Origin of the sequence: Nocardia sp. NPDC057455 (assembly GCF_042802775.1) — a bacterium.
Classification (GTDB): domain Bacteria; phylum Actinomycetota; class Actinomycetes; order Mycobacteriales; family Mycobacteriaceae; genus Nocardia.
The window spans coordinates 75,164-90,524 of record NZ_JBHVDM010000001.1 but is presented as its reverse complement, the minus strand read 5'-3'; the positions used below and the strand labels follow the sequence as shown (position 1 = coordinate 90,524).

The 15,361-nt window shown below is 66.7% G+C and carries 11 protein-coding genes; 7 read left to right on the top strand and 4 right to left on the bottom strand.

Annotated features, from left to right (window positions below):
- Positions 1-35: 35 nt before the first annotated feature.
- The 3 genes from ACFU5M_RS00415 to ACFU5M_RS00405 form a co-directional block, all read right to left on the bottom strand.
- Positions 36-737, bottom strand: a complete 702-nt coding sequence (locus tag ACFU5M_RS00415) for a hypothetical protein (RefSeq protein WP_379041583.1) — start codon at positions 735-737, stop codon at positions 36-38.
- A 64-nt stretch (positions 738-801) separates the two neighbouring features.
- Positions 802-2,118 (bottom strand): TRAFs-binding domain-containing protein, encoded by a 1,317-nt coding sequence (locus ACFU5M_RS00410; protein ID WP_379041581.1) that lies wholly within the window; start codon positions 2,116-2,118, stop codon positions 802-804.
- Entirely contained in the window at positions 2,115-3,233 is a 1,119-nt protein-coding gene (locus tag ACFU5M_RS00405) for a patatin-like phospholipase family protein (RefSeq protein ID WP_379041579.1), read from the bottom strand. The genes ACFU5M_RS00410 and ACFU5M_RS00405 overlap by 4 nt, the downstream gene beginning before the upstream one ends.
- 210 nt (positions 3,234-3,443) lie before the next feature.
- On the opposite strand from ACFU5M_RS00405, the gene ACFU5M_RS00400 reads away from it, so the two are divergent.
- The 7 genes from ACFU5M_RS00400 (at position 3,444) to ACFU5M_RS00370 (ending at position 13,272) form a co-directional block, all read left to right on the top strand.
- A complete protein-coding gene (locus tag ACFU5M_RS00400) occupies positions 3,444-4,325 on the top strand; it encodes a DUF4231 domain-containing protein (protein ID WP_379041577.1) in 882 nt (293 codons plus the stop codon).
- Positions 4,326-4,746: 421 nt separating this feature from the next.
- Positions 4,747-5,397 (top strand): hypothetical protein, encoded by a 651-nt coding sequence (locus ACFU5M_RS00395; protein ID WP_379041575.1) that lies wholly within the window; start codon positions 4,747-4,749, stop codon positions 5,395-5,397.
- Positions 5,397-8,255 (top strand): hypothetical protein, encoded by a 2,859-nt coding sequence (locus ACFU5M_RS00390; protein ID WP_379041573.1) that lies wholly within the window; start codon positions 5,397-5,399, stop codon positions 8,253-8,255. The genes ACFU5M_RS00395 and ACFU5M_RS00390 overlap by 1 nt, the downstream gene beginning before the upstream one ends.
- A 1,453-nt stretch (positions 8,256-9,708) precedes the next feature.
- Complete coding sequence (locus ACFU5M_RS00385) at positions 9,709-10,107, top strand: hypothetical protein (protein WP_379041571.1); 399 nt, start codon at positions 9,709-9,711, stop codon at positions 10,105-10,107.
- A 216-nt stretch (positions 10,108-10,323) separates the two neighbouring features.
- Positions 10,324-11,652, top strand: coding sequence for a cytochrome P450 (locus ACFU5M_RS00380; RefSeq protein ID WP_379041569.1), 1,329 nt, complete (start codon positions 10,324-10,326; stop codon positions 11,650-11,652).
- A 199-nt stretch (positions 11,653-11,851) separates the two neighbouring features.
- Entirely contained in the window at positions 11,852-12,457 is a 606-nt protein-coding gene (locus ACFU5M_RS00375) for an ABC transporter ATP-binding protein (RefSeq protein ID WP_379041567.1), read from the top strand.
- A complete protein-coding gene (locus tag ACFU5M_RS00370; protein ID WP_379041564.1) occupies positions 12,454-13,272 on the top strand; it encodes a hypothetical protein in 819 nt (272 codons plus the stop codon). Before ACFU5M_RS00375 ends, ACFU5M_RS00370 begins: the two co-directional genes overlap by 4 nt.
- A 68-nt stretch (positions 13,273-13,340) precedes the next feature.
- On the opposite strand, the gene ACFU5M_RS00365 is transcribed toward ACFU5M_RS00370, so the two are convergent.
- Positions 13,341-15,350, bottom strand: a complete 2,010-nt coding sequence (locus ACFU5M_RS00365; RefSeq protein WP_379041562.1) for a polyprenyl synthetase family protein — start codon at positions 15,348-15,350, stop codon at positions 13,341-13,343.
- Positions 15,351-15,361 lie beyond the last annotated feature (11 nt).

Genomic DNA, 15,361 nt, shown 5'->3' with positions numbered 1-15,361 from the left:
CGCCGAGCTCCGTCTCCATCACAGCGGATCGGCCCTCAAACTGCGAGTTTGTCGGTGATCGCGGTCAGAACGCCGACCGGTTCGTCCAGCGAGACGATCCGGGTGAGAGGTGATTCGGCGATGCGGGCGGCTTGGTCGTCGGCGTGTACGCCGGTGCGGGCTCGGGCGATCTCGTCGGCGGCGCGGCCGGATCCGTTCAGCACGAGGACGGAACGACCGGCCGCGAGGCTGTGCAACGCGTCGGTGTAGGCGATCGCGCCACCGTTGATCAGCAGAGTGGTCGAAGGGCGGCCCGCCGCGATCGAGGTGGCGGTGGCGGCCAGCCACGGGGACTCGTCGCCCCAGCACGTACCGGGCACGACGACCAGGTGGCTGTGCTGGATTTCGGCGGGTGCCGAATCCGGCGAGGGAGGCTGCTCCCCAGGCAGTGCCACGGTGCCTGTCGCGGCCACTCCGATGAGAGGGAAGGAAGCGCCGGCGCGGGCCCGTGCTTGTCCGATCAGTCGCATCACGCCCGCGTCGGTGCCCCCGTCGACGACCGAGACGCCGAGCCGATCCAACGCGGGCACAAGCTGATCCGAGCACAACGCGGTGAGGGCGGGCGGCAGATCGGAGCCCATGCCCGACGCTCCGCCCACCACCACGAGCACGGGGCGGCTCAGGGCCACACCGGCGCGGGACAGCTCTGCGTCGAGCGCTTCTGCCGAGTCGACCCGGATGACCTCGGGGCCGCTCATGCTGACCGCGTCGCGCGTCTGGTGTGCACGTGTCGAGTGTCGCACGCCCGTGGCACGAGGTACGTCACTCGTGGGGACAGCTCGCTCGGCGCAGCGCCTTCTCCAGGATGTCCCACTCCTCGGAGTCCGAATCCGATGCCGCGCGTACCCGCAGGATCGTCTCCAGCGTCGACTCGGCCTCCATGGGGCCGGGTCCCGTGGCGAGAGCGTCGTCCAACGCTCGAACGGCGGCCTGCATGTCACCGCGATAGGTGGCCACCTCGATCATCGTCGCGTGATCCCAGTAGTCGGTACTGCCCCACTTGATTCGCATCCGAGTGGCGAACTCGACCACCGGCAGCAGCTGCGCGAGCCGCGGGTCGGCGCGGTCGGTGAGCCAGAGCAGATGAACGGCGTTGATGCCGGGATAGGGATTGGTCCAATCCGCCTCGAAACCGGCGAGATAGGCGTCGAGCGCCTTGCGGAGCAACCCGTCCGCCCGGCCGGAGGCGCGTTCGGCCAGCCAGCGATCCTTGAAGACCCGCCCGAGAATCCCCAGGGTCTCGCCATTGGGGCCGTGCTCGTCGCGGAGCTTCTCCAGCTCCCGCTGCGCCAGCGGCGAACCGGGCCGCAGCCGGTTGCGGGCCACGGCCCGCTGTTCGCGGACGACGGGGTTGTCTCTGATGTGCGCGGGCATTCGCTCGACCAGATCGATCATTCGCTGCCACTGCCGGAACCGGCGGTGCGCGAGCAGAAGGTCGATCAGCACGCCGTCATCGAGGCCGTCCAGCACACCCAGTTCGGCTTCCACGGCGGCGACGTCGCGTGGACTGCTCGCGGACTTGAGCAGTGCTTGCAGCCGCTCGGTCCGCTCCACTCGCTCCTTGAACGCCTTCGTATCCAGCACTGTGACATCCGGCGCGCGCAGCCGCCGGAACAGGTCGAACAAGGGACTGTCGACCTGCTGGTGCTGTCGGGCGTGGGCGAGCATCCAGCCGAGATCGGCGCGGTCGTGCTCCGGCCGGGTCGGCTCGCCGTGTGCGTCGACGGCGTACCGAGCCACCCGGGCCTGGGCGATGTTGAACGGAAGACGGAAATCCGCCGCCGACACCAGCACGGTGCTCCACGGGCGGATCGCGTGCCTGATGCCGAGTTCGTAGTAGACGTTGGCGTTGGCCATGGTCAGATCCGCGACGGCATAGTCGCAGAGCATGAGTCGTTCGAACATGGTGCGGTGGATGGAACCGCCGAACTGCTCCTCGTCGGCGCGCAAGCAGGTCATCCCGGATTGCTCGACGGCGGCATGGATGATTTGCTCGTACACCTTGTCGAACTGCACGGTCATGCCGGTATCGCTCTTGGTGCCGAACGGCATCACGACGAAGCACAACGGACGAGTCACAGGAAGCCTCGGAAGTGCTCCGGCCGCACGTCGCGCGCCACCCGGGACCCGATCCGCCGCAGGTCTTGCGTGGACTCGACGGAATCGAGCCGTTGCACCCGGCGCGGGTCGATGCCGCCCAGACCGAGGGCCGTCAGGCCCGATTCGGTCAGCGCGGCGTTGTATCGGAGATAGGTGAAGTGGCGTTCGCCGGGCAGCCCGTCGGCCGGGCCCATGAGGTCGCCGACCTCGCGGTCGATGACCGCGCCGTGCAGGCAGCGCCCGAAGACACGGCACAGCATGTCCTGCTCGTGCAACGCGGCGGCCATCAGCGCGGCCGGTATCGAGGGGATGTTGAACAAGAGGTTCATGTCACCCGCGCGCAGCCGGTCATCGCTCTTCGGCGCGGTGCCGGTGCCGACGGAGACGACCAGCATGCGGTCCTCGCCGGTGGGCCAGCACAGACCGTACACTCCCAACGTCGCCATCAAGAACAGCTGGAACGCCGGGTTGTTGTACATCGTCAATCCGCCGTCGACGAAGACGAATTCGTGCTCCCCGATCTCGACCATCTCCGGCGGGAAGTAGACCGGCGCGGCCGTGCTCGCGCGGACCAATTGCCACAGCGGCAGCGTCAAGTTGTTGTCCGGACGCCCGGCGTCGTTGAAGGTGGCGCGCGGATTGTTGCTCAGCGGCCACGGCGAATCGGTGCTCGCATTGCGCAGCACCACCATGAGCAATGTGCGCAGCCGGTCGTCGCCGAAGGTGGTAGCGGCGCCGAATTCCTGCTGCAGCAGCCCTTGCAGGCGCGTACTGTCGTACTGATATCTGAACCGCCTGGTGAGAAACGCGCGGTCGAACATTTCCCGCCCGTTGTCGTGGTAGAGACGCTGGATGCGCTGCACCGGCATGCCGCACGACAGCCCGGCCGCGATGATCGCCCCCGTGCTCGTGCCGCCGATGTAATCGAAATAGTCGGCGAGTACGAATCTTTCGTCCCTGCCGAGTTCGCGGCGCAGCATCGCCTCCAGTTCGGCGAGGACCTCCAGGGTCAGCACCCCCCGGATACCGCCGCCATCCAGCGCCAGCAGCTTCTTCAGACCGGCGGCGTCGACGCGGTCGCGATAACTGGTCACACCAGCCCCCTCCTGTCTCGCGGCACGGCGCGGCATCAGCCGTCTTCTGTTGCCGCGCATCCACTCTGACCAACCGTGTGTCGTCTGCCACGAGTACTCCGTTACTCGAATACCGGCCTGGCACCACTACCCTTCCGGGTGAGCCGTACGGTGGTCGGTCGACGATATTTCGTGTCATCATTCCTGGATTGGGTCTTGGTGGAGGGGAACATGAGCCGGATATCCGATGCGGACATGCCCGCGTTCTGGCGCAGTGCGGACGCGGCGTCGTTGCGGGGGCAGCAGTTGACGCTGCGGCTCAACCGGTTCCGGCTCGGGGGGACGGTGCTCGCCGCGGTCGGCGGAGCGCTGAGTTGGCAGGCAGGCGCGGTCAACGTCTGGGGAGTGGTGGCGCTGCTCGGCTTCGCCGCCGCGCTCGCAGCGGAGATCGTGTTGATCACGGTGCGTCCGGAGCAGGATTGGTACTCCGGGCGCGCGCTCGCGGAGTCGGCCAAGACCTTGGCGTGGCGATACGCGGTGGGCGGTGAACCGTTCCTTCCCGCTATGACCGCGTCCGATGCCCGTACCGCGATGCGGGACCGTCTTGCTGCCATCGCCGCGGAGTTCGGCAACCAGATCCCGATCGGAGCGGGCGAGGCGGTCGTCACCCCCGGGATGCAGGCATTGCGCAGCGCCCTGTTTCCGGAGCGGAAGGCTGCCTATCTTCGGGACCGTACCGAGGACCAGCGTCAGTGGTACGCGCGCAAAGCCGAGGACGCGAAGCAGAAGATGTCCCGCTGGCGCATGGCGCTCGTTCTCGGAGAGGTCACGGGATTGGTGCTGGCCGGGCTGCGGGCGTTCGGCGTCTGGGAGATCGACTGGTCCGGCGTCATCGCCGCCTGCATCGCGGCAGGTACCGCCTGGATGGGCTTGAAGCAATTTGCGACACTCAACTCCGCCTACGCCACCGCAGCGAACGAATTGGCCCTGCAAGCGGACAAGCTGGCCGATGTCTCGGAAGACGAATGGCCGCAGGCGGTCGCGGACGCCGAAGAAGCCATCAGCCGCGAGCACACCATGTGGCTGGCATCCCACACCGCCAACCTGCTATGAGCTCGTCTGGAGTCTTGAAGGCGGGCAACTGGCCGATCGGCTCGGCGTCACGCTTCCGACTCCATGACCGGTCATGGGATCCCACTGACTCGATCCGAAACACGGCCCAGCGCCGCTCTGCCCCAGTGCTGTGCCCGCTCCGATGAACCGGCCCGCATGAGCGCTGGAGGAGACGATTTCGCGTGCAGCCCGACGCGGAACGAGCAGCCGTCGATCCGGTTCACCCGGATGCGCACGAGTTCCTGGATCAGCGGGTCGAGCGAGCCACAACCGCCACTCGGGACATTGCTCATCTCCCGTCCTACAGTTGCCCGATCGAATACGATGACCATGCATCGGTGACATCACCCGAAACCATTGGCAGCACTGGATATCGGGTAGTTATCGGCGTGTTTCCGGCCGGACAGCCGAAGGGGAGGCGATGTCCCAGCAACCGAGTACCCATCCGAGAGACCCGGCGCCGGGCCGGCACGATCCGCGCAAGCGGACCATCGTGGTCGCGCTGGTAGCGGTTGTCCTCCTGATCGTCGCAGGCGCGGTCGGCTACTCGGTGTTCCGGTCGCAGGCGGCTCCCACCGAATCGGCGCGGCCCGGAGCGACTATCGCGCCTGGCTCGAAACTGAACATCTTCGCCGACGGCGATCACCCGTGGAGCATGCTCATCCGGTCGGACGCCGGAGGAGAGTGCGGCCTCGCGGCCAACCACACCGTGCCGCCGTGCAGCTTGCTGATCCCGGAAGGCACCACGGTCATGCGCTTGGAGGCGACCTTCCAGCAACGGTTGATCTACGATCAACCGCCGCGTGACGGTTTCCGCTGGTACGGCTGCGACGAGGGACCAAGATCCGAGACATGCACTTTCACCGTTACCCGGCCGGGTGGCATATGTATCACCGGCGTCGATCCGGAATTCGTACGGGTCGACGGCTGTAAGCTGCTGTACGAAGACGGTGTGCTGGACCGCCTGCCCAAGGCCCCACCGGAATTCTCGCGCGTTCCCGTGAGTAATCGCTTGACTTGGAGCTTCCCGCCTGGCGTATGTCAGGGTAAATCGGGAGTAACCCGCTGCTGATGGCCGAGCCGGGTCGTTACGACGCCTTCATCTCTTACAGCAACAAGCTCGACACCGAGCTGGCTCCGGCGTTGCAGAAGGGGCTACGTGCGCTGAATCGGCGATGGTATCGACCGTACGCGCTGCGGGTCTTCCGCGACACGACCGGCCTCGGCGTGAATGCCAGTTTGTGGAACGGCATCGAAAGCGCCTTGGCCAAGGCGGATCACTTCATCCTCCTCGCTTCTCCGCCTGCCGCCCGATCGGTATGGGTCGGCAGGGAGGTGGAGTGGTGGCAGTCGCACCGTTCCCCCGACACATTTTTCGTCGCACTCACCGGTGGCGAAATCGCCTGGGATCCGACGGAGGGCGATTTCGACTGGGATCGGACCGATGCGCTGCCGAGGTCCCTGTCGGGTTGGTTCTCCGCGGAGCCGAAATACGCGGACCTACGCTGGGTGAGGCAGGAAGCTCTCTCGGTAGAACACAGTCGGTTTCGTAGCGACGTCGCTACCCTGGCCGCCCCCATCCACAAGCTCGGTAAAGACGAACTCGAGGGCGAGGACATCCGCCAGCGGCGGATCAACCGCCGGATCATCACGGGTGTCCTCACGGTGCTGAGCGTGCTCCTGGTCGGGGTTCTGATCGCGGCCTCCCTCGCCGTGCGGGCGCAGCGAGAGGCGCTGGACCAGCAACGCGTCGCGGCAGCTCGCTCCCTGATCACTGCCGCGGACGCGGCGAGGAACGGCAATCCCCCGGATATCGATACGGCTTTGCGGCTGGGTGCGGCGGCCTACGCCAACCTGCCGAATCCGGAGACCGCGGCGAGCCTCGTGCACACGCTCGCCGCGAGTCCGCTGGCGACGGTCCTGCCGGGGCGTTTCGGACTTTTCACCCCGCTTGCCGTCTCGCCGGACGATGGGCTACTGGCGGTTGCGGACGGGGGCAAATCCCTCCAGTTGTGGAACCTCGGTGGCGACCGGCCGTCGAGGTGGGGCGACCCACTCGTGTCCGACTACCTCATGGACTTCCTCGCCGTGTCCCCGGACGGAAGGTTGTTGGCGGCAGCGGGCGCAGGAGTCCTGCAATTGTGGGACATCTCCGATCGTGCGAAGCCTTCACGGATCCAGTTGCCCGCGATGGAGATCATTCCGGTCGGAGCGCTCGCATTCTCGCCGGACGGCCGGCTACTGGCCACCGGGCGCGGCAGCGAGTTGCTGCTGTTGGACGTGAGCAAGGCGCTGGACCCGCAGGTCGTGAGTTCGGTCGACATACTGGCCTCGATCGATACCGATGTGCCCGTGAACGTTACGGCCGTGGCGTTCGCGAGCAACGCGGCGCGGATGGCGGTGGGTTATACCAATGGGCTCGTCGGCGTCTGGGATGTTCGCGACGCCGGGGCGCCGCAGAGTCTTACCGGAGCCTGGATCGCGAGCACGCGGGCCGTCGCACAACTCGGACTGTCCCCCGACGCCTCGCTGATCGTCACCTCGGAGGTGGAAGCGGTCTCCCTCTTCTCCCTCACCGAGGGCAACGCGCGGTTGGTGGCTCACGTCGACTCGTCCTCAGGGCCGACCGAGGCACCGGCGAGTTTCTACAACGCCGGCTTCTCCACCTTCGTGCCGCACGGTCGCTCCGCCGTCACGATCGTCGGCCGGACAGTGGTGTGGTGGGACGTCACTGCGGCGGACTCGCCCCGGGAGACCCGTCGCTTCACGGTCGACCACACCGGGGGCATCAACTATGCCGCCCTGTCGGCGAGTGGCCGGTGGCTGGCCACCAGTGGTGACAACGGACAGGTGCTTCTGTGGGACGTCACTGATTCGACTCGGCCGCAACGTCTTTCGGAAGCGCTCGGCCAACTGGGCGCCGATGCGTCGAAGGTGGCGTTCGCTCAACGGCGGCCCGTCGTGGCAGTAGCCGCCGGCGATACGGTAGGGCTGTGGAGCCTCGAGGCCGGCGAGCCCGTGCCCAGCGGGCAGGTGCGACGACCAGGCCAAGCGATCAGCGCGATGGCGCTCTCCCCGGACGGACGAATCCTCGCGGTCGGTGGCTATGACAACAACACGACGTTGTGGAACATCGATAACCTCGCCGAGCCCCGAGCGGTCGGAAGTCCGCTCACCGATTTCACCAATACCGTTCGCGCCATCGCTTTTTCCCCGGATGGCACGTTGCTCGCCGTCACGGGTCATCCGGCCATGATGTTGTGGGATATAGGTCGACCCGAGCGCCCGAGGCGACTCGGTCCGAAGCCGGTCGGACAGCAAAGCGCAACGACAGCTCTGGCATTCTCACCGGATGGCCGCACCGTCGCTGCCGCGCGCGACCGTGACGTCGTGCTGCTCGACGTGGACGACGTGACGCGTTCGATCAGTGAGCTGGCCGGCGCACGCCAGTCCACCATGCAACTGATGTTCTCCCCGGATGGGCGCACCCTCGCCACCGGCGGCGATAATCCGGGCGTGCTGCTGTGGGACGTTACGGATCGCGCTCGCCCCTCGCTCCTGGGCCAGCCGCTTCCCGGCTATCCGGGCTCCGTTCGTCACCTGGCATTCGCCCCTGACGGCCGCACCCTCGCGGTGGTCGCCGATACGGCTCGACTGTGGGACCTCACCGACCGTCCGCGTCCGCGCCCACTGGGTCCGCCGATGGAGACCGGCGGCCCGCTGCGGCCGGTTGCCTTCGCGCCGGATGGGCACACTTTGGGAATCGGCACTGCCGACCACACGATCGCCCTGTGGGATCTGCGCGGCCTCGATGAACTACGCGCCGATCCGCTGCGGGTCGCCTGCCGGCGCATGTCGTCCGTGCTCGACGAGGCCACCTGGTCGTTCTACGCCCCCGGTCTCGAGTATCACGACGGCTGCGGGCGCTGATTCTGCAACGGCACTCGGGGCAGTGACGTGTTGGTCTGGCCGTGGATCGTCCCCGCGCGCCCGGCCCGATGCGGTGTGCCGGGTTGCCACCCTCGCGGCGTGCGGGCTTGGCTCCGGGTGCTCAGTGGTTACCCCTGAGGGAGAATACGGACGTGAGCGAAGCAAGCAGCGATAAGTTCGATCATCCGCTCGGAGTACCAGAGGTCGTGGTTCCGACGGGTACCGTGGCACTCGTCAGCTGCTAGCTCGATGTCGGAGCGCGAAGCGCCGGGACGGGAATCCTTGCCAAGGGCCGGCGGAAAGAAGTTCGACGAGCTGGAACGGTTGCGCAGGAAGTCGGAAAAAGGAATGAAGGCTGTGGAGACCCCCGGAGCAGGAGACGGCATGTCAAAAGTCACCCGGCTACCGCGTCGCCCGCGGCGCGTGGCGGAAGAGGCCGGTGAGCGTCTGCCGAAGAGTCGGCGCTCGGAAAGGGGCTCCGTCTATGATCCTGCGCCGACCAAGCCCGTACTGCGATCGGAACTGCAGCGGGAGACAGGGTGGTGGCCGGTCGACCCCGGCGCGGCACGGCACCCGGCTCCGAAGGATCATCCGGGCGGTGCCGGGCCGGAGGGGAGTGTCGTCGATCTCGACGCGTTGCGGCGGAAACGAGCTGGTGACGATGCTCCGGCCGTCGGCAGCCGGCGCATGGTCAAACCGCGCCGAATCGGAAAGAGTGCCGGTGAGAGATCAGGCACCGAAGGTGAGCCCGACCGTGGTCGCAGCGGTGATGCCGATTCTCCACGGTTGGACGGGCCTGCTGGGCCGCACTGACTCGCCGCGAGGCCGTCGCCACACCCAGCACCCACACACCCGTCGGGAATCCACACGCATTGCGTGAACAGCTCATCCCGTAGGGCCGACTACGGCGGCACCGATGGGCAATCCGCCATCGGTCCGCCGAGACCGAATGGGACCATCAGCAGTCGGCGCGAGTCGTGATGGTATGCGCGGCGGGCTCCACCGACCTGTTCCCTTCGGAGATTCACCGCGCCCTCGGCCCCAGGCACCGCCAACGCCGCCATCACCCGGCATTGACATCAACGAATGCAGCGGAGTTGACTGAAGGCTTACAGGTGAAAGTCGCTGGTCACCCGCCATAGGCGAGGATGATCTGACTGCGTCGACACCGACCGGCGCTCGTCCGCGCGGGCACGGAGTCTCGGGTCCATATCTCGAAGCCAAGAAGTCGCCATGATCATCGCCGGAGTCATCCCGCTCATCGCGGGATACCTCCTCGGTATTCCGATCCTGGGGACCATCGAGTTCATTTTCCTGGTCATCGGTGTGGCGCTGCTGAGGAAATGCCTGGACCGCGCTGTCGAGGGCCGCCACCACAATCACCGACCCGTCCGCACGCCCGACCCGCATACAGCGACGTCACTCATCCGCAACCAACTCCAAGGAGCCGGAGATGGCCACCAGCACCATCGTTTGGATCATCGTCATCGCGGTTGTCGTAGTTCTGCTCTTGGCAGCGCTCGCATGGGCGCTGCAACGTAGACGCACCCAGCAGCGCCATGCCGAAGCCGAGCAGATCCGCGCCCAGACCGTGGAGCAGACCCGGCAGGTTCGGCAACGTGAAGCGCTCGCCGACGAGACCGCCGCGAAGGCGCGCGCTGCCGCTGCCGAGGCCGACGCCAAAGCCGCCCACGCCACCGGGTTGGAGCAGCAAGCATCCGAACACCGACAGGCGGCGGCGTCCTCTCGCGACGCTTTGGACCGGGAACGCGAACGCGCCGAGCAATTAGACCCCAGCTCGAAGACGACTGAATCTCCTGAACATCCGCGGGGAGAGAATCGCACCAGATAGCGCGACATTCGAGTGTATGTTCGAGGTGCCTCGCACGGTGTCACCGGCGGGCCGGATCGGCCAGGCGGCCGCCGCGTCGCCGAGTGGGATGGCGCCGTGACCGCAGCGAAGCGCTGACTCGACCACCTGCGCCGGAGTGGCAGGCGCTCGGGGCCTATTGCCACAGCGGGGATTTCATGTTTGCCAGTCGCCGAGCCACCGGTCAAGGATGGCTGCATGTCGCATGCCCCGATATCTCTGCGTGAACTTCCCCGGCTACGCACCCGCAACATCGCGCAGATCGGTGGACTGATGCGCCCCGGCACGCACGGTTCCCCCTTGCTCGAATTGGGCGAACGGTTCGTCGTTTCGCCGCCGGGATTCCCGGCCATGCTGGTCACCTACAACATGGACGATGTGCGAGAACTGTTCGCCAACCATGACGACTTCTCGGTCGGGCAGGTGCTGAGCCGCTTCTCCAGCCACGACATGATGTTCGGCAAGCAGACGTTGATCTTCCTCGACGGTGACGAACATCGGCGCGAACGTCAACTGTTCTCGCCGCCGTTCCAGAGCAAGGCACTCCGGTCCTACGAAGATCTCATGGTGGAGGTGGTCCAGCGCGAACTGCCGACCTGGCCTGTCGGTGAACCGTTCGAGTTCTTGAAGGTCGGCTACGACCTGGCCATCGGCGTGCTGCTCGGCGTCGTCTTCGGCGACGTGGCTGCGCCCCGCAAGGACCGGCTGAAACAGGCGGTGAGCCGGTGGTTCGGCGAGATAGAAAGTCGCGGATTTCTCGCCGTCACCTTGCTCACCCCGCTGGTCGGTGGTTACACGCTGCCCTACCCGCCGCTCACCCGGCGCCAGTCCGAGGTCGACGCCATCATCATCGAGGAAATCGCCGCGCGCCGGGCCACGCCCGACGACGGGAACGACCGGAAAGATGTGCTGTCCCGGTATGTCGGCACCGAACTGGATCAGCACGACGACGCCGCATTGGCCCGCAATATGCGTGGCATTCTGCTGGGCGCCTACGAGACCACCGCGATCACGCTCGGCTGGATCGCCGCCTTGCTGGCCGTCCACCCGGCAGCCATGGCCGAGCTCGACGCGGCGGTCGACGCCGGTGACAGTACCCGGCTCGACGCATACCTCGACGCCGTGGTCGCCGAAACGATGCGGGTCCGCCCGGTGTCACCGTTCACCGGGCGGCGGGCACTGCGCGACACCGTGGTCAACGGTGTCCGAGTCCCGAAAGGCGCTATCGTGATAGTCCCGATCCTGCTCATTCACGAATCACCACGGCACTACCCGGACCCGATGGCGTTCCGCCCCGAACGATTCCTCGACAAGCCACCGAACGGCCGCACCTGGCTGACCTTCGGCGCCGGTGCGCATCGCTGCCTGGGTGCCCAATTCGCCCTGGCGGAAGCGCGCATCCTCTTCCGCACGGTCCTCGAGCATCGCCGCATCGGTGCGGCCACCGGACTCGTCGAACCCCCGCGTCGCTATCACACCGGCCTCAGCCCCGAACACAACGCGCGGATCACCCTATATCCCCGCTGAACGATTTCGCACCGCGCAGGACGGTTCAAATCGCTGCACTGCGGAAGCCGGTGTGGTGGGCGTACCGCGCCGCGCTGCGCACTCTCGCTACCGGAGTGCGCGCAGCGCGGAATTTGCCGACGTGGCACGGGTTTTCGTCGTCGATTGGTAGCATGCGAACGGCTGCCGGGTCATACGTCGGCGGCAGGCAGGGGCGATCATGGAAGTGGAGGACGTCCACCACTCATATGGCAGGCGGTTGGTGCTGCGTGGCGTCGACTTCGTGTTGCCCGCGGGCGCGCTGGTGGGAATCGTGGGTGAGAACGGGGTAGGTAAGTCCACGTTGCTGAAGATCCTTTCCGGAGGTCTGCGACCGGACCGGGGGGTGGTCCGGCACCGTGGGAGATTCGGCTACTGTCCGCAACAGGTGGTCTTGAACGACGCGTTCACAGTTCGTCAGCACCTGGACTTCTTCGCGGCGGCCTATGCGATTCCGGACTTGCGGCGGGCCGAGCAGACCATGGAAACCTTGCGTTTCGCCGAGTATGCCGGTGAGCGGGTCGCGACGCTGAGCGGCGGCACGCGACAGAAGCTCAACCTGACCCTGGCGGTGATGCACGATCCGCAGGTTCTGCTCCTCGACGAGCCATACCAAGGTTTCGACTGGGAGACGTATCTACGTTTCTGGGATCTGGTCGCGGAGTTCCGTGACACCGGTCGGTCTGTTCTGGTCGTCTCGCATCTGGCGCACGACACCGACAAGCTGGATCAGGTGTGGCGGTTGCACGACGGCGTTCTGCGGGGCAGAGAAGAGGGGGCAGGATGAGCGACGGTGTGCGGCTGTTCGCGATCGCTACGCGTTACGGCCTCGTCGAGCATGCTCGTAACCGGTTCGCCATGCTGTTGGTGGCAGTCTTCGTCCCCATATTGATCACTCTGGTGCGCGTGGCCGTCACCGACGTCGAGGTACCGTTCCGGCTTCGGGACACCGGTCTCGTACTGCGCGCCAACGGGAACGAGCTAGCCCAGATCAGCGGCGCTCTCACCGCGGTTTCACTGATCATCGGGTTCATGATGTTCGCGGCGACTTTCAGCAGCGGAGCATTCGACCGGCGTCTGTCGATGGCCGGATATCCTCGGGTGGCGCTGGCCCTGGCGAAGATCGCGTGCCTGGTGGTGGCCTCGATGGTGGTCTGCGCGTATGCCACCGCTGTCATCTGCTGCTACTGGTCGCCTCGGCAGCCCGTCCTGCTCGCTGTGGCGCTGTTCGGCGCGGCGATGACCTACGGGGCGCTGGGTGTCGCGCTCGGCGCGCTGCTGCGCCGTGAAGTGGAGGGCATGTTCGCCATCGCGATGATCAGCTGCTTCGACATGGCCGTGCAAAACCCCATTGCCAGCGCCGGGGCGGACAGCGAACTCGTGCGCTGGCTGCCCTCCTACGGGGCGATGCAGGCTTCGACCGCGGCCGGTTTCTCCGACACCACGCCGTTCGGAGGTTTTGCCGTCCAACTGACCTGGTTCACCGCGAGCGCCCTCGTCGGCCTGGGTGCTTTCCATCTGCGCACCCGCTCGTCACTACGAACTACGATCCGGATCCGCGTCCCCGGCCCCACGAGGTCTGGACAACCGACGAAGCACTGAGTGTGTCCCCGCGCGACCCACCTTGCTGGTCGCGCGGGGACACACCGCTGCTGTGCCGGCTGGGGGGCTCAGCGCGCGGTCGGAGCCGGTTCGTCGGCTGAGAGGTAGATTTCGCTGCGCAAGCGTTCCAGATCCGGTGCTGCGGGAGTGGAAGTTTGCTCGTACCTGTCACTCTCACGTCCCCAGAGCCCCACGCTCGTTATGTTCATGTACATCTCCGCGTAGTCCTTCCCCCGGCCCGACAGGCCGGGAAGCACGCGGAGCAGCGCGGGAACATAGTGGATCACCGCCTCGAGCTGAGCGCGCTGGTCGGCCACCTGGCGCTGCACCTGTTCGACGGCTTCGCGGCGGGTGCAACCGGTCTCGTGACGGACCGCCCGCACCAGGTTGTAGGGGACTCGGTCTGCCTCGTCCTGGTCCAGCCCCACCAAGTCGTTCTCCACGAAGGTCACCCAGAAGGCGAGTTCCTCGAGACGCCGGATCACGGGGTGATCGCGCAGCATCGACGGCAGTTCCCGGTCCTGGTACACCTCCATGCAGGCGAGGGCGGTTTCGACCCCACTGGTCGACATCCGCAGCGGGAGGTAGTCGGCCGTGGAAGGGATGTAGCCGTTGATGCGGTGGTGCGCTTCGCGTTCGGCGGCTTCGAACCACTCCTCGATGCCGTCGAGAAAACGCTCCTGCCAGCGGGTGGTCCGGCCCTCGCGCAGATGCGGCCACAAGCTCGCCCAAGCTTTCGAGATCGCGCCGGACCGCCATGGCGTCGCGGGGTCCTGGCGCAGTATCGCCACCATGCCACGCTTCAGCGCGGTGACGGCTTCCGGATCCCGCAACTGCGGATCCTCGAAGAGGTCGTCCCACGCGAGCACCAGCACGGCCATGCCGTACGCGGTCTGTTCACGGGCCGCGTCCGCTGCTGGAGCCAACGTCTGTGCCGGGATGCGGATCGCTCCCATCCACCGGTGGTAGTCGGCCTCGGCCGCGGAGGTGGCCAGGCCGGTGTCCACCATCCAACCGCGCAACCATTGCGTAAGCTGCGGCGAAAGCCCCGCACCGTGCGTCCGGGACGGCCGCGTCGGTTGCCGGATGACCGCGGGACCGGCAGTTCGCCGGTCGAGTACGGACCGGGCGTACTCGATCATCGCGTGGCGGGCGCGGGGGTCGACAGCAGGCATGGCGAGCTGACCAGCAGCCTCGTCCATGATTTCATCGGCTTTCGTCCGCGCCTCGTGCACGGCGCCGGAGGCGATGACGAGGTCGCGGGCACGTGCGGCTTGCTCACGCGTCATCGCTCTGCGCAGCATGTTGGCCAGGTCCCGGTCTCGGGCAGCGGCGCGGATGACGGGAAGGGTGTAGATGCCCTCGGGCAGATCCGCGTTGACGGGCTTGCCCATTTCTTCGGCGGTCGAGGTCAGATCGAGGATGTCGTCATGCAGCTGATAGGCCAGCCCGAAGTGCCTGCCGAACAGCGCCAGCGCCTCTTCTTGATCGGCGGGGCGGCCGGCCTGCATCGCGCCCACCCGGCATGCCAGCGAGAGCACCGCCGCTGTCTTGCCGTCGATCGCTTCGAGGTAGGACTGCTCGCTGCGGGAAGCCACGTAGAGGTCGGCGGCCTCGATCACCATGCCCGCGCACATCTGCTCGCCCGCGATCGCTCCCGCGAGAACTTCGCGCGGGCCTAGTTCGGCCAGCATGCGCACACTCGTGAGCATTACCGAATCCCCACCCAGTACCGCCATGTGTGAACCCCACACCACATTGGCACTGGGACGGCCTCGACGCTCGTACGCGTGATCGACGACGTCGTCGTGGTAGAGCGAGCCCAGATGCAGCAACTCCACGGCAGCGGCGGCGCGCACCACCCGGTCGTCGGCCGGTGCCGCGGGATCGGTGAGCAGGTAGTACGACAGTAATGTCAAGGTGGGACGGACCAAGCGGCGCGAGGTATCCGGCCCTCCGTCGGTGAGTGCGGTCAGTTCAGGCCTGCTCCGCAACCGTACGGGGCCGAGAACGTCACGGACCCGGTCCAGGTCCGCATCCAGATGTGGGAAGACAGCCGAATCGATTTCACGTGGCACGCGCGCACTCC

Coding starts and splice junctions, on each gene's coding strand:
- ACFU5M_RS00395 (WP_379041575.1), top strand. CDS start 4,747: ATGTCCCAGCAACCGAGTACCCATCCGAGAGACCCGGCGCCGGGCCGG.
- ACFU5M_RS00385 (WP_379041571.1), top strand. CDS start 9,709: ATGGCCACCAGCACCATCGTTTGGATCATCGTCATCGCGGTTGTCGTA.
- ACFU5M_RS00400 (WP_379041577.1), top strand. CDS start 3,444: ATGAGCCGGATATCCGATGCGGACATGCCCGCGTTCTGGCGCAGTGCG.
- ACFU5M_RS00380 (WP_379041569.1), top strand. CDS start 10,324: ATGTCGCATGCCCCGATATCTCTGCGTGAACTTCCCCGGCTACGCACC.
- ACFU5M_RS00390 (WP_379041573.1), top strand. CDS start 5,397: ATGGCCGAGCCGGGTCGTTACGACGCCTTCATCTCTTACAGCAACAAG.
- ACFU5M_RS00370 (WP_379041564.1), top strand. CDS start 12,454: ATGAGCGACGGTGTGCGGCTGTTCGCGATCGCTACGCGTTACGGCCTC.
- ACFU5M_RS00415 (WP_379041583.1), bottom strand. CDS start 737: ATGAGCGGCCCCGAGGTCATCCGGGTCGACTCGGCAGAAGCGCTCGAC.
- ACFU5M_RS00375 (WP_379041567.1), top strand. CDS start 11,852: ATGGAAGTGGAGGACGTCCACCACTCATATGGCAGGCGGTTGGTGCTG.